Below are 14,721 nucleotides of genomic sequence, written 5' to 3'. Positions count from 1 at the left end.
ACGGTATTGATCGGCTCTCACCTTTACTCCAGACGGACTCCATCATGACCACGCCGCAGGAACTCAAAACCATCGTCTCGGACGGCCTGCTGTCCTTCCCGGTTACCGACTTCGACAAGAACGGTGACTTCAACGCCAAGTCTTACGCTGCCCGCCTGGAGTGGCTGGCCCCCTACGGCGCGACCGCGCTGTTCGCCGCCGGCGGCACGGGCGAGTTCTTCTCGCTGGCCCCGCAGGAATATTCGGACGTGGTCCGCACCGCCGTGCAAACCTGCCAGGGCAAGGTACCCATCCTGGCCGGCGCCGGCGGCCCCACCCGCACCGCCATTCAATACGCCCAGGAAGCCGAGCGCCAAGGCGCCAAGGGCATCCTGCTGCTGCCGCACTACCTGACCGAAGCGTCGCAAGACGGTATCGCCGCTCACGTCGAGCAGGTCTGCAAGTCCGTCAAGATCGGCGTCATCGTCTACAACCGCGCCAACTCGCGCCTGGGCGCCGCCCAGCTGCAGCGCCTGGCCGACAAGTGCCCCAACCTGATCGGTTTCAAGGACGGCGTGGGCGACATCGAAGCCATGGTGACGATCCGCCGCAAGATGGGCGACCGTTTCTCCTACCTGGGCGGCCTGCCCACTGCTGAAGTCTACGCCGCCGCTTACCGCGCGCTGGGCGTGCCGGTCTACTCGTCGGCCGTGTTCAACTTCATCCCCAAGACGGCGATGGATTTCTACAAGGCCCTGTCCAGCGGCAACCTCGCTGCCTGCGACAAGCTGATCGACGACTTCTTCCTGCCCTACCTGGACATCCGCAACCGCAAGGCCGGCTACGCCGTCAGCATCGTCAAGGCCGGCGCCAAGCTGGTCGGCCACGACGCGGGCCCGGTGCGCGCGCCGCTGACCGACCTGACCGGTGAAGAAGAGGAAATGCTGGGCGCCCTGATCAAGAAACTCGGCGCACAGTGATAGGGCCCCCCGTACCGCGCGGTGCGCGGCCCCCCAGGGGGCGACACCGGCGGACCGGAGGATCCGGCTCCGCGGTGTTCTCGATGAGATTCGGGTTTTTTACCCGGCTCCAGGCAGCACCGAAGCGGTAGCACAAAGGCCGTCCCCAGGGACGGCCTTTGTTCGTTTGCGCCGACCCTGTAAACAAATCGGCGCCGATGTGCGGGAAGACCTGTATGTTGTCATACAGTCACTGGCGTTATCATCTCACTCGTACTTCGCCCGGCCGGCCTTCACGCCTCGTCCGCAATACCCACGCTTCCCCCCGCGCCGCTGCCTGCGACGCCGAAGAATCACCGCCCATGGAAAATCCCTCCCGCCCGCGCTCGCGCCTGACGGACGTCGTCATCGAAGCGCTGAGCAAGCGCCTCGATGACCGTACCTACCGGGCGGGCGACAAGCTGCCCTCGGAACACGCGCTGTGCCAGGAATTCCAGGTCAGCCGCACCGTCGTGCGCGAAGCCGTGGCGTCGATGCGCCTGAGCGGGCAGCTGGTGAGCAAGCCGGGCATCGGCATATTCGTGACGGAAGACCGCGAAAAACCCATCGACTTCGTAGTGGAGCCCTCCACCACCGACGCCCGCTGGGCCCTGCACATCATGGAACTGCGCGCCGGCCTGGAAATCGAGGCCTGTGGACTGGCGGCGGAGCGTCGTTCCGCCGCCGAACTGAGCGCCATCGTCGAGGCTTTCGACGCCTTCAACCGGGCGTCGCGCGACATGGTCGCCGCGGTCAAGGCCGATTACGAATTCCATATCGCCATCGCGCGCGCCTCCAACAACCCCCACTTCGCCGCGCTGCTGCAGGCCGCGGTGCGCGACGTCATGCTGGACCTGAACATCAAGCATGGCGGCAAGACCCCCGCCGAACTGGAAGCCTACGAGGCCCGCAACGCGTTGGAGCACGAGGCCATCCTCACCGCCATCATGCGGCGCGACCCGGGCGCTGCCCGCGCGGCCATGTCACGGCACCTGGGCGACAGCATCGCCCGGTACCGCAAGCTGCTGTCGCAGCCGGCGGATCAACGCAACTGAGCAACGCAACTGGACCATTCAGCCGGAATTCGGGTAATTCCTGATTACAAACCTGTATGATGGCTGCCATCATATAAATGATGAGCGAGCAAGACCAGGGGAGTGCCCGCAACGCCGGCATCCCCTTTTTTGTGCCTGTTCGTCCCGTCGCACGGTGTCTGGCACGCATTCAGGGCAAAAAAGCCCTGCTGACGCCCTTCGCTGTTACGACCACACCTGTCATACAACTAAGCCGTATCTATTCCTCCTCGGGAGAACAGTTCCATGCGTAAGTTTCTGAGCACCGCCCTGGCGGCAGGTTTGCTGTGCGTCGCGGGCGCCGCCCATGCCGGCACGACCTTCGACAACGTCAAGAAAAAAGGTTTCGTGCAGTGCGGTTTCGCCGGCATCCCGGGCTTCTCGGTGCTCGACAGCAAGGGCGAATGGACCGGTATCGACGTGGACATGTGCCGCGCCGTGGCCGCAGCCATGTTCGGCGACGCGTCCAAGGTCAAGGGCAATGTGCTGACCGCCCAGGCCAAGTTCACCGCCCTGCAGTCCGGTGAAATCGACATGCTGTCGCGCAACACCACCCTGACCCTGGCGCGTGACACCACCCTGGGCCTGATCGGCGTGGGCGTGAACTTCTACGACGCGCAAGGCGTCCTGGTGAAGAAGTCGCTCGGCGCCAAGAGCATCAAGGATCTGGACGGCGCCACCATCTGCGTGCAGCCCGGCACCACCACCGAACTGAACCTGGCCGACTATTTCCGTGCCAACAAGATCAGCTTCAAGCCGGTCCTGGTCGAGAACTACGACGAGAACTTCCGTCTGCTGGAAACGGGCCGCTGCGACGCCTACACCAACGACAAGTCCAATACCGCCGCCAATATGCGCACCCGTCTGGCCAAGCCTGACGAATGGGAAATCCTGCCGGAGAACCTGTCCAAGGAGCCGCTGGGCCCCATGGTCCGCCAGGGCGACGAGCAGTGGTTCAACCTGCTGCGCTGGACGCTGAACGTCATGCTGGAAGCCGAGGAATACGGCATCACCTCGAAGAACGTCGACGACATGCTCAAGAGCACCAACCCCAACGTCCAGCGCATCCTGGGCGTAACTCCGGGCATGGGCAAGAACCTGGGCGTGGACGACAAGTGGGCCTACAACATCATCAAGCAGGTCGGCAACTACGGCGAAAGCTATGACCGCGCGATGGGCAAGGACAGCCCGCTGAAGCTGGAGCGTGGCCTGAACCGCCTGTGGACCCAGGGCGGCCTGATGTACGGCTGGCCCGTTCGTTAAGTTTCCCTCCCATTGGCCGCCCGCCTCGAAGCCGGGCGGCCATTGCCGTTCTACCGCGCCGCAACGCCAAGCGCAGAAACGCCATACCGCCATACCGCCGCCACTGCGCCTGTCTCACCGCCACATCTCCTCGCATCACCATGAACAGCATCGTCAACGCCCGCCTCAAACAGATCAAACCTTCCCCCAGCATGGCCGCCAAGATCGTCGTCGACGAACTCCGCCGCGAAGGCCGCGAGATCGCCGACTTCACGCTGGGCGAGCCCGACATGAATACGCCGGAGCACATCGCGCGGGCGGGCCAGGAGGCCATCGCGCGCGGCGACATCCGCTACACCAGCCCGAATGGCACCTTGGGCCTGCGCAAAGCCATCGCCAAGTACCTGGCCGACAGCCTGGGCGTGCAGTACGGCCTGGACGAGATCACCGTCGGCGCGGGCGCCAAGCAGATCATCGGCGCGGCCCTGACCGCCAGCCTGGAAGCCGGCGACGAGGTGATCGTGCCCGCGCCGTTCTGGGTCTCGTATCCCGACATGGTGCTGCTGGCCGAAGGTAAGCCGGTCGTCGTCCAATGCCCTGAATCGCAGCAATTCAAACTGACACCCGCCAGCCTGGAAGCCGCCATCACGCCGCGCACGCGCTGGTTGATCCTGAATTCGCCCAGCAATCCCAGCGGCGCCGTCTACAGCCAGGCCGAGATGCGCGGGCTGACCGAAGTGCTGCTGCGCCACCCACAGGTCTGGATACTCAGCGACGAGATCTACGCGCCCTTCTGCTACAGCGGCGAACCGTTCGCTTCGCCGGTGCAGGTCGAACCCGCGCTGAAGCCGCGCACGCTGGTGATCAACGGCATGTCCAAGGCCTATGCCATGACTGGCTGGCGCGTCGGCTACGGTGCCGGCCCGGCCGAACTGATCAAGGCCATGAGCACGGTGATTTCGCAAAGCACCAGCTGCGCCAGTGCCATTTCCCAAGCCGCCGCGCAGGCCGCGCTGGAAGGCGACCAGGCCAGCGTGGGCGAAATGGTGGCGATCTTCAAGCAACGCCGCGACCTCATCGTGCGCCGCCTGAACGACATCCCCGGCATCTCCTGCGCCACGCCCGATGGCGCGTTCTACGTCTACGCCAACGTGGGCGGCCTTATCGGCCGCCAGGGTCCGGCCGGCGAACTGAAGAACGACCTCGACGTCAGCCTGTTCTTCCTGCGCGAAGCCGGCGTGGCCGTCATCGACGGCGGTTCGTACGGACTGTCGCCCTATGTCCGCTTCTCGTTCGCCACCTCGACCGCAACCATCGAGCAAGGCATGGACCGGCTGGCCGTGGCGGTCGGCAAACTGATGGCGGGCTGAACCGTGAGCCAGCCATCCACGCAATCCCTTGCGGCCACACCGCAGCGGCGGCTGTCCTGGAATGACCCTGGCGTGCGCGCCGTGGTCTACCAGGTGCTGGCCGTCGCCGCGGTCGGCCTGGTCATCTGGTTCCTGGTCAGCAACACGCTGCACAACCTGGCTGCCCGCAACATCGCCACGGGCTTCGGCTTCCTGTGGCGCGAGGCCGGCTTCGCCATCGGTGAAAGCCTGATCGACTACGGTCCGGCCAACAGCTATGGCCGCGCCATCGTCGTCGGCCTGGTCAACACCTTGCGCGTCGCCCTGATCGCCCTGGTGCTGGCCACCGCGCTGGGCATCCTGATCGGCATCGCACGCTTGTCCAGGAACTGGCTGATCAACCGCCTGGCCTCGATCTACGTCGAAGTGATGCGCAACGTACCGCTGCTGATCCAGTTGTTCTTCTGGTACGCGGTGATCACGGAAAACATGCCCGGCCCGCGCCAGGCCTTGAATCCGCTGCCGGGCTTCTTCATCTCCAATCGCGGCCTGAAACTGCCGGCCCTGCAGGGCAACGCGCTGGACTGGATGCTGTGGGGACTGGCGTTGGCCATCGTCGCCATCGTCGGCCTGCACCGTTGGAGCAGCAAGCGCCAGGAAGCCACCGGCAAGGTCTTTCCGCTGGGCCGCGCCGCGCTGGGCCTGGTCATCGGCCTGCCGGTCATCGGCTGGCTGGCCAGCGGTGCATCACTGACGCTGGACATGCCCGTGCTCAAGGGCTTCAACTTCCAGGGCGGTCTGACGCTGACGCCGGAATTCGCCGCCCTGCTGGCGGGCCTGACGATCTACACCTCGGCCTTCATCGCCGAAGTGGTGCGTTCGGGCATCCAGGCGGTCAATCACGGCCAGACCGAAGCCGCCAGCTCGCTGGGCCTGAAGCGCAGCCTGGTGCTGCGCCTGGTGGTGCTGCCGCAAGCCTTGCGCGTGATCATTCCCCCGATGACCAGCCAGTACCTGAACCTGACCAAGAACAGTTCCCTGGCGGTGGCCATCGGCTATCCGGACATCGTCTCGGTAGTCAACACCACCTTGAACCAGACCGGCCAGGCCATCGAAGGCATCCTCATCATCATGGGCGCCTACCTGACCGTCAGCCTGTCCATCTCGATCTTCATGAACTGGTACAACAAGCGCATCGCGCTGGTGGAGCGTTGATATGAATTCCTCGATATCATCCCGCGCCGCCGACCTGCCGCCGCCCTCGCCGCAATCCGGCCCGTGGGTCTGGCTGCGCACGCGTCTCTTTTCCTCGCCTGGCAATCTCCTGCTGACGGTCATCCTGGCCTGGCTGGTGCTGATGGCGCTGCCCGCGCTGGTGGAATGGGCCTTCGTGAAATCCAGCCTGCACGCCGCCAACGCCCAGGAATGCCGGGCGGCCGGTGGCGCGTGCTGGGCCTTCATCGTGGAAAAGCACAGGCTGATCCTGTTCGGCACCTATCCCTTCGACGAGCAATGGCGTCCCTTGCTGGCCACCATGATCCTGATCGCGGTGATTGTCATGAGCGGCATGCGCCGCTTCTGGAACCGGTCGCTGTTGGTCATCTGGACGGTCGGCCTGGTCTCGGTGGCCGTGCTGATGTGGGGCGGCGTGCTGGGCCTGACGCAGGTCGAAGACGGCCGCTGGGGCGGCCTGCCGCTGACCCTGATCCTGGCCACTTTCGGCATCGCCTTCGCCTTTCCCATCGGCGTGCTGCTGGCCCTGGGCCGGCGTTCGAAGATGCCCGCGATCAAGGCCATGTGCGTCGTGTACATCGAACTGATCCGCGGCGTGCCGCTGATCAGCCTGCTGTTCATGTCGTCGGTGATGCTGCCGCTGTTCCTGCCGGAAGGGTTTTCGATCGACAAGCTGCTGCGCGCGCAGATCGCCATCATCCTGTTCGCCGCGGCCTATATCGCCGAGACCGTGCGGGGCGGCCTGCAAGCCATCCCCAAGGGGCAGTATGAAGGCGCCGATTCGCTGGGCCTGACGTACTGGCAGCAGATGCGCAAGATCATCCTGCCGCAGGCGCTGAAGATCGTCATTCCGCCGCTGGTCAGCATTTTCATCAGCTTGTTCAAGGATACCTCGCTGGTGGTGATCATCGGCATCTTCGACCTGACGCTGGCGGCCAAGGCGGCCCTGTCCGATGCCGCCTGGCGCGGCTTCGGCGTGGAAGCCTACCTGTTCATCTCGCTGATCTACTTCGTCTTCTGCTACGCGATGTCCAGGTACAGCCAGGCGCTGGAAAAGCGTCTCGCCACCGGCCACGCCCGTTAACCAGAATCCCGCCGGGCGCGCGCCGCGCCCCGGCTTCAAACACAGGAGTACCGGCATGTCCGATGCCATCATCCGCCTGCAGAACGTCAACAAGTGGTATGGCCAGTTCCACGTGCTGCGCAACGTCAACCTCGATGTCGCGCAGGGCGAACGTATCGTCATCTGCGGCCCGTCCGGTTCGGGCAAGTCGACCATGATCCGCTGCATCAACCGGCTGGAAGAACACCAGCAGGGCCAGATCGTGGTGGACGGCACCGAGTTGACCAACGATCTGAAGAACATCGAAACCATCCGCCGCGACGTCGGCATGGTGTTCCAGCACTTCAACCTGTTCCCTCACCTGACGGTGCTGGAAAACCTGACGCTGGGCCCGGCCTGGGTACTGAAGAAGTCCAAGGCCGAAGCCGAAGCGACGGCCATGAAGTACCTTGAACGCGTCCGCATCCCGGACCAGGCAAAGAAGTTTCCCGGCCAGTTGTCGGGCGGCCAGCAGCAGCGCGTGGCCATCGCCCGTTCGCTGTGCATGAATCCCAAGGTCATGCTGTTCGACGAGCCCACCTCGGCGCTGGACCCGGAAATGGTCAAGGAGGTGCTGGACGTGATGGTGACCCTGGCCCAGGAAAGCGGCATGACCATGCTGTGCGTGACGCACGAAATGGGCTTCGCGCGCAAGGTGGCCAACCGGGTGATCTTCATGGACCGCGGCGAGATCATTGAGCAGAATTCGCCCGACGCGTTCTTCGACAATCCGCAGAACGAGCGCACCAAGCTGTTCCTGAGCCAGATCCTGCACTGAGCGCCCGGCGGTTCACGGGCCACACGCCGCTCAACAGCGCGGCAAGGGCGCGGCGCCGATGCGTTGCCACATCGCCTCGGCAGCGGGCGACAAGGTGCGCCCGCGCGGCCGGATGCGGCAGATCGGCGGGAAGGCATTCGGATCGGAGCTAGAGCACCCGCCCGTACCACCACAGCGACAGCAGGGCCGCGCAGGCGGCGAGCAGCGCGCCCAGCGCGGCGAACAAGGCCGAGATCTCCACCAGGTCGGTCTTGTCGAAAGCCAGGCGCGCGCTGAGGGTCTGGTACACGCGCTTCAGGCCCTCGGCGTCCTGGGCGCGGAAATATTCGGCGCCGGTCATGTCGGCCACCTGCTTCAACGCCTGCTCTTCCAGGCGCACCCGCGCCGACCACCCTTCGACGGAGATCACCACCCCTTCCGGCGTGCCTATCCCTACCGTATAGACGCGCACCCCATGGTCGGCCGCTACCTTGGCGGCGTCGATGACGTCCGGGCCGGTGTTGCTGTCGCCGTCCGAGAGCAGCACGATGGCCACGGACCGGTCGGAGGCGGGTGCGGCCGCCTTCGCGCCCGCGCCGCCCGCGCCCGCCGCGGCATCGCGGGAAGCAAAACTACCCCCTTCCCTGTTTGCCGCGTTGTTGCTGCCGTTGTTGCTGCCGTTGCTGTTGCCGTTGCTGTTGCCGTTTCGATTGCCGCCGCCGGCGCCAGGGCCGCCACCCGCCGCGCCCCCGTCGATGCGCGCGCCGGCCTGGGGCGTCGCCCCCCTGCCCTTGGCATCCTTGCTCTTGGCATCCTTTTCCGCCGCGGCATTCAAAAACGCATTGACGTCGATCTCCCCCCTGGGCAGCAAGGTCGCCAGGGAGATGATCAAGCCATTGCCCAGCGCCGTCCCCCGCTGCGGCTGCAGCCGGTCCAGCGCGGCGATCAGGTCGTCTTTCTTGCGGGTGGGCCGTTGCGCGACGGACGCGGTGCCCGCCACCGATACCAAGCCCACACTCACCCCCAGGGGCTGGTCCGCCAGGAACTGCTTGGCCGCCTCGCGCGCGGCATGCATACGGTCCGGCTTGATGTCCTGCGCGCGCATGCTGCCTGACGTGTCCATGGCCAGCACCACGGTCTGGATGCGCGAAGGCAGCTTCATCATCGCCTGTGGCCGCGCGACCGCGAAGAGGAATGACGCCAGCGCCAGCAGCATCAGGACTGGTGGCGTGTGCCGGCGCCAGCCGGACACGCCCTGCACGGTCAAGCCCGCGACCTTGAGCGCCGACTGGCGCGCGGCTGCCCGCCGACGGCGGCGCCGCTCGTGCAACACGAACAGCAAGGCCGCAATGGGCACGAGCGCCTGCAGCCACAACATCCTGGGCCACAGGAAACCGATCGATGGCAGATGGTTCAGCAAGAACTGCATAGCGACACCATGGTTCTCAGCGTGTTCTCGGTACGGCCTACTCAGTCAGTACCGCCCCTTCATTACCGCTTCTTCATTACCACCCCTCGATGCCGCCCGTCCGGCTGCACCGCCTCACCTGCGCTTGCGGCGCCGCGCGAAATCCAGCAGCGCGAGATCCAGCCTGTCGGCGGTGGTCAATGTCAGGCAGTCGACACCGCTACGTGCAAAAGCCTGTTTCAATTCCGCCTCGCGCGCCTCGGCCGCCGCGCTGAAGCGCGCGCGGAAACCGGGATCATGCGTATCGACCAGCAATTGGTCGCCCGTCTCCGCGTCCTCCAGCATCACCATGCCGAAGTCCGGCCAAGCCAGTTCCAGCGGATCCGACAGACGCACCGCGATCACCTCGTGATGCCGGCTCAGCAAGCCCAAGGGCACTTCCCATCCCGGCTCGCTGATGAAATCCGACACCACGAACACCACGGAACGCCGTTTCAGTACGCCCCGCGCGTGGTCCAGCAGGTCACGCAAGCGCGTCTCACCGCGCGCCGCGGCCGCCGTGCCATGCATGCGATCGAGCAGATGCAGCAGATGCCGCCGCCCGGTCCGCGCCGGCAGCACGGCTGCGCGCGCGTCGACTCCCCCGCTGTACAGCATGCCGCCGATGCGATTGCCATGCCCCGTCAGCAAACGCCCCATGACGCCGGTGAAGTCGCTCGACAAGGCGCGCTTGCGCACATCGCCAGAGCCGAAATCCACCGACCCGCTAAGGTCCAGCAGGAACCAGGCCGCCACTTCCCTGTCCTCCTGGAATTCGCGCACATGCGGCACCTGCAGCCTTGCGGTGACGTTCCAGTCCATATAACGAACGTCATCACCGGGCAGGTATTCGCGCAAGTCGGCGAAGTCCAGGCCGAAGCCGCGAAACAGGGTGCGATAGTCGCCCTGCAACAGGCCGTCCAACCGCCGGATCACGGTCCATTCCAGACGGCGCAGCAAGGCATCGGCTTGCCCTGGCCCGCTGCCGATCGCCGCGCCCTCGGGCTGGGCATCATTGCTCGCTTTCATGCCCTTGGCCGGCTTGCCCCCGCTGCCTGGCCCGCCAGCCGCGGCGTCCGTCGCCTGGCCCGACCTGGACCATGCCGCGGCCGCCCGCGCCTGCGCGGCGAGGGCCTGCTCTCCGGGGGGCGCCGCGCGCCGCTCAGCCCGCCGCCACCCGAACATGGCTTTCCAGTGGGCGCTCCGGCGCCGGCAAGGCCTGCAGGATGCGGCCGATCAGTTGATCCGCCGTCGCGCCGTCGCTCAAGGCTTCGTACGACAGCACCAGGCGATGCCGCAGTACGTCCGGCACCAGGTCCACCACGTCCTCCGGCAAGGCATAGTCGCGCCCGCGCAGGTACGCCAGGGCCCGCGCGCCTTCGATCAGCGCAATGCTGGCGCGGGGGCTGGCGCCGTAGGTCACGTAGCGCTGCATGTCCGCCAGCCCGCAACTGGCGGGCGCGCGCGTGGCCCCCACCACCCGCACGGCGTACTGGATCAGCTGCGGATCGACGTAGACCCGCCGGCACTCCTCCTGCAGCGCGGCCAGCTGCTCCGGCAGCGCCACGGGATTCACATCGATGCGCGGCCCCGTCACGCGGTTGACGATGACCACCTCTTCTTCATCGCTGGGATAGCCCACCAGCACTTTCATCATGAAGCGGTCGATCTGCGCCTCGGGCAAGGGATAGGTGCCTTCGGTCTCGATGGGATTCTGCGTGGCCATCACCAGGAAGGGATTCGGCACGGGATGGGTCTCGCCGGCGATGGTCACCTGGCGCTCCTGCATCACCTCCAGCAGGGCGCTCTGCACCTTGGCCGGCGCGCGGTTGATTTCGTCGGCCAGCAGCAGATTGGCGAAGACCGGTCCCAGCACCGTGGAGAATTCCCCCGTGCGCTGGTTGTACATGCGCGTACCCACGAGGTCCGCGGGCAGCAGGTCCGGCGTGAACTGGATGCGCTTGAACGAACCGCGCATGGTCTTGGCCAGCGTGTTCACGGTAAGCGTCTTGGCCAGCCCCGGCACGCCCTCCACCAACAGATGGCCGCGTGCCAGGATGGCCACCAGCACCCGTTCCAGGAAGTGATCCTGGCCGACGACGATGCGCTTCACCTCGTAGAGCAGGCGCTCCATCAGATTGGCGCTGTCCACGGCGCCCATGATAGGTTGGTTCATAGTCCTCCGCCTTCAGAAAGGAGAAATACCCACGGCGTTGCCCGCGCTTTCTATCGTGGTGGCAAAGCCGATACCGACAAAAGTCTTGGCGTCGGTGGGATTGAGGATCGCCGTCACGATGCCCACCACTTCGCCGTTCATGTTCACCAAGGGGCCGCCCGAATTCCCCGGGTTGGCCGCCGCGTCGAACTGGATCAGATGATCGAGATCCTGCTGGTGTTCTTCCGACGCGAATTCGCGGTCCAGGCCGGACACCACGCCGGACGACACGGAAGGCCCGATGCCGAAGGGGAAACCAACCGCCACCACCTCGTCGCCCGGCACCAGGTTGCGGCTTGAACCCAGGGTGGCGGCGGGCAGGTCGTCAGGCAGCGATGAGGCCTTGATCACGGCGAGGTCCTTTTCCGGCTGCGCACCGATGACGGTGGCGTCCGACTGATGGCCATCGTAGAACCTGATTCTCAACCGGGACGCGCCGGCGATGACGTGATAATTGGTAAGGATGACGCCCTGGTCGGTGATGACGACGCCCGAGCCGATGTTGACGCGCTCGTCGCCCTTGTCCTTCCCGTCGCCCTTGTCAGCCTTCTCGCCCTTGTCAGCCTTGTCGCCCTTTTCCTTGTCGGCCTTTTCACCCTTGTTGGCGGGTTCGTCCTTGTTTGCCTGGTCGCCCTTGCCGGCCTGGTCGCCGTTGCGGGCCAGATCCCTGGCCTTGTCGTTGTCGGCGCGCTTGCTGTCGGGCGGCGCGATGTCCGCCTTGGGCTGCTCATCCTTTTGGCTATCGGCCTTCGGACTAGCCGGATTTTGATTTTCGGCAGGCGCCTTGCCGCCGGGTCCGGCCGGCCCATTTGGTTCAGCTTTCTTTTCCGCCACGGCCGGCTTCTCAGCAGCCTTCGGGTAGGCGATGATCTCGACGACGGAAGCGCGCACGGCTTCGGCCGCGCGCGCCGGACGCGAAGGCAGGCGTTTGGTCTGCAGGGTATGGAGCACGGCGGAATCGATATCGTCCTGCGTGAGGGTGCGCAGGTGCGGTTGCATCAGCCAGGCAGTGCCCAGGCCTGCAACGAAAACCAGGGCGACTGCCGCCGCCACCCATCCGTAACGCGCAACTCGTTTCATGGTTGCCACCGGAGTTCCGTCCCGTCGTGGATGTAAAGTACCATCGTCCTACCGACCCGCCAAGGAGAACGAGATGCGGTTTCTCTGGCCGGAGCTACTCTGGCTGCTGCTAGCACTTCCCTTGCTGGCGGCGGCATATGTTTATGTGCTCACACGACGCAAGCGCGCCGTCGTGGTTTACCCCAATCTGGCGCTCGCCCGCACGGCGGTGGGGCCGACGCAAAAATTGCGCCGGCACATCCCGCCGCTGCTGTGCTGGCTGGCATTGGGCGTGGCGCTATTGGCGTGCGCGCGGCCAAATGCCACGGTGACGCTGCCGGCCGATACCCTGACCTTGATCCTGGCGATGGACGTATCGCGCAGCATGGAAGCCAGCGACGTCACGCCTACCCGCCTGACCGCGGCGCAGCAAGCAGCGCGCCATTTCGTCGAAGGCTTGCCCTCCAGCGTGCGGCTGGGCATCGTGTCCTTTGCCGCCTCTGCCACGGTCGTGCAGCCGCCGACGGAGGATCACCAGGACATGCTCGACGCCATCGATCGATTTGAGTTGCAGACCGGCACGGCTACCGGCAGCGGGCTGATCGTTGCGCTGTCGACGCTGCTGCCGGACGAGCGCGCGAACCTGGAAGCGCTGTTGTTGAACGATCCCTTGTCCAGCTTCGGCCTGGGCGCGGTGGCGGCACCGCTGGGCAAGGCCGCGTCGACCGACGCGGCGCGCAAGCAGGAAGAGGAACGGCCGGCTGCCGAGCCGGGTTCTTATCGCAACGGCGCCATCATCCTGCTCAGCGACGGCCGCCGCACGACGGGGCCCGACCCCATGGGTATCGCACGCATGGCGGCCAAGCGCGGCGTGCGCGTCTATACGGTGGGCTTCGGCACTCCGCAGGGCGGCATGGTAGGCGGCGACGGCTGGTCGTATTTCATGCAGCTGGACGAAACCACATTGCGCGCGATCGCCAAGCTGACAGGCGGCGAGTATTACCAGGCCGCATCGGCGGGCGACCTGACCAAGGTCTACAGCAACCTCACCACCCGCTTCTCGCTGGAACGGCGCGACACTGAAATCAGCGCCCTGCTCGCGGCCCTGGCGGGCGTGCTGCTGCTGCTGGCGTGCCTGCTGTCGATCAGGTGGTTCAGGCGGTGAAGGGCAGGCACTCAGGGTTCAAGCGCTAACCGTTCAGGCGCTGAGCGTGGGCGGCGCGTCGCGGCGCAGGGACTGCGGCGGCACGCCGAAGCCGCGGATGAACACCTCGCGCATGTGGCGCCGGTCGCGGAAGCCGGTCTCGCGGGCGATCACTTCCATGGGATGAAGGCTGCGTTCCACCATCAGTCGCGCCGCTTCCAGCCGCAAGCCTTCGATCGCCTTGGCCGGCGACTGTCCGGTCTCCGTGGTGAAGATGCGGCTGAACTGGCGCGGGCTCAGGTTGGCCTGCTGCGCCAGCACCTCCACCGTCAGCGGTTTGGCCAGGTTCTTGCGCGCGTAATTCAGGGCATTCTGGATACGGTCGGTCTTGGGCGCGAGGTCCAGCATTTCCGAATGCTGGGACTGGCCGCCGGAACGATGCTGGTGCATGACCAGCTTATGCGCCACGCCGCGCGCGATATCCGGCCCGAGGTCCTTTTCCACCATCGCCAGCGCCAGGTCCAGCCCCGCCGTCATGCCCGCCGACGTCCACAGGGGGCCGTCGATGATGTAGATGCGATCGCTCTCCACCTGGATGTCCGGATGGCGTTCCTGCAAGGCGTCCGCGAACAACCAGTGCGTGGTGGCGCGCCGTCCCGCCAGCAGCCCGGCTTCCGCCAGCGTGTAGGCCCCCGTGCAGATGGCTGCCACCCGGCGTGATGCCTGCACGGCTTCGCGCGCGAACGCACGTTCCTTGGGCAAGGAAGGCTGCTCGATGGGATTGAGCACCCCGCCCAAAATCCACGTATCGGCATAGGTCGAAGGCGTCACCTTGGTGGTGCCCACGGGCACACCGGTGGACGCGCGCACATTGCCGCCCGGCAGCGAGTAGTAGGCCATCTCGTAGAAACCATCCTCCGCCACCAGGTTCGCGAACTCGAAGACCGATTGGGTGGCCAACGACATCAGCTGGAAACCATCCTTCAGCAGGTAGCCGATCTTGTGCATGTCCGTATTCGTCCTGGCATGACTTAAAACATGACCATATACGTCATTTGAGAAATGATCAAGCGGGCCTAGGATTCACCCATCGCCAGCAAGCGACGCCAACGGCGACCCAAAT

13 protein-coding genes are annotated in these 14,721 nt (G+C 65.6%); 8 read left to right on the top strand and 5 right to left on the bottom strand.

All coding sequences use genetic code 11. The features are described from left to right. The first annotated feature begins 44 nt into the window (after positions 1 to 44). From kdgD to CEY05_RS27880, 7 genes are all read left to right on the top strand, one after another. Positions 45 to 959, top strand: a complete 915-nt coding sequence (gene kdgD, locus CEY05_RS27910) for a 5-dehydro-4-deoxyglucarate dehydratase (protein ID WP_088600544.1) — start codon at positions 45 to 47, stop codon at positions 957 to 959. 341 nt (positions 960 to 1,300) lie between these two features. Beyond that, complete coding sequence (locus CEY05_RS27905) at positions 1,301 to 2,032, top strand: FadR/GntR family transcriptional regulator (RefSeq protein WP_088600543.1); 732 nt, start codon at positions 1,301 to 1,303, stop codon at positions 2,030 to 2,032. 264 nt (positions 2,033 to 2,296) lie between these two features. After that, positions 2,297 to 3,313: an amino acid ABC transporter substrate-binding protein gene (locus CEY05_RS27900; protein ID WP_088600542.1), complete on the top strand. Its 1,017-nt coding sequence runs from the start codon at positions 2,297 to 2,299 to the stop codon at positions 3,311 to 3,313. A 140-nt stretch (positions 3,314 to 3,453) separates the two neighbouring features. Further along, positions 3,454 to 4,662 carry an aminotransferase class I/II-fold pyridoxal phosphate-dependent enzyme gene (locus CEY05_RS27895; RefSeq protein ID WP_088600541.1) on the top strand — a complete coding sequence of 403 codons (1,209 nt, stop codon included), beginning with the start codon at positions 3,454 to 3,456 and terminating at the stop codon, positions 4,660 to 4,662. A gap of 3 nt (positions 4,663 to 4,665) precedes the next feature. Next, on the top strand, positions 4,666 to 5,856 hold the full coding sequence (locus tag CEY05_RS27890) for an amino acid ABC transporter permease (protein ID WP_088600540.1): 1,191 nt from the start codon (positions 4,666 to 4,668) through the stop codon (positions 5,854 to 5,856). 1 nt (position 5,857) lies between these two features. Next, entirely contained in the window at positions 5,858 to 6,958 is a 1,101-nt protein-coding gene (locus CEY05_RS27885) for an amino acid ABC transporter permease (protein ID WP_088600539.1), read from the top strand. A gap of 55 nt (positions 6,959 to 7,013) precedes the next feature. Then, the gene (locus tag CEY05_RS27880; RefSeq protein WP_088600538.1) at positions 7,014 to 7,754 is read left to right on the top strand and encodes an amino acid ABC transporter ATP-binding protein; all 741 of its coding nucleotides are present in this window, start codon (positions 7,014 to 7,016) and stop codon (positions 7,752 to 7,754) included. A 148-nt stretch (positions 7,755 to 7,902) separates the two neighbouring features. Here the strand turns inward: CEY05_RS27880 and CEY05_RS27875 are convergent, their stop codons facing one another. From CEY05_RS27875 to CEY05_RS27860, 4 genes are all read right to left on the bottom strand, one after another. Beyond that, positions 7,903 to 9,162, bottom strand: a complete 1,260-nt coding sequence (locus tag CEY05_RS27875; RefSeq protein ID WP_233161745.1) for a VWA domain-containing protein — start codon at positions 9,160 to 9,162, stop codon at positions 7,903 to 7,905. A 114-nt stretch (positions 9,163 to 9,276) separates the two neighbouring features. Next, entirely contained in the window at positions 9,277 to 10,365 is a 1,089-nt protein-coding gene (locus CEY05_RS27870) for a DUF58 domain-containing protein (protein ID WP_369826006.1), read from the bottom strand. After that, positions 10,343 to 11,356: a MoxR family ATPase gene (locus CEY05_RS27865; RefSeq protein ID WP_088600537.1), complete on the bottom strand. Its 1,014-nt coding sequence runs from the start codon at positions 11,354 to 11,356 to the stop codon at positions 10,343 to 10,345. The genes CEY05_RS27870 and CEY05_RS27865 overlap by 23 nt, the downstream gene beginning before the upstream one ends. 12 nt (positions 11,357 to 11,368) lie before the next feature. Then, positions 11,369 to 12,475 (bottom strand): S1C family serine protease, encoded by a 1,107-nt coding sequence (locus CEY05_RS27860; protein ID WP_233161744.1) that lies wholly within the window; start codon positions 12,473 to 12,475, stop codon positions 11,369 to 11,371. Between the two features lie 73 nt (positions 12,476 to 12,548). Here CEY05_RS27860 and CEY05_RS27855 point away from each other — a divergent pair, with 73 nt between their 5' ends. Next, complete coding sequence (locus CEY05_RS27855; RefSeq protein WP_088600536.1) at positions 12,549 to 13,619, top strand: VWA domain-containing protein; 1,071 nt, start codon at positions 12,549 to 12,551, stop codon at positions 13,617 to 13,619. Between the two features lie 33 nt (positions 13,620 to 13,652). On the opposite strand, the gene CEY05_RS27850 is transcribed toward CEY05_RS27855, so the two are convergent. Next, positions 13,653 to 14,606, bottom strand: coding sequence for a GlxA family transcriptional regulator (locus tag CEY05_RS27850; protein WP_088600535.1), 954 nt, complete (start codon positions 14,604 to 14,606; stop codon positions 13,653 to 13,655). Positions 14,607 to 14,721 lie beyond the last annotated feature (115 nt).

Origin of the sequence: Achromobacter sp. HZ34, from assembly GCF_002209485.1 — a bacterium.
Lineage (GTDB): Bacteria > Pseudomonadota > Gammaproteobacteria > Burkholderiales > Burkholderiaceae_B > Bordetella_C.
This window is presented reverse-complemented; position numbering and strand designations above follow the sequence as displayed.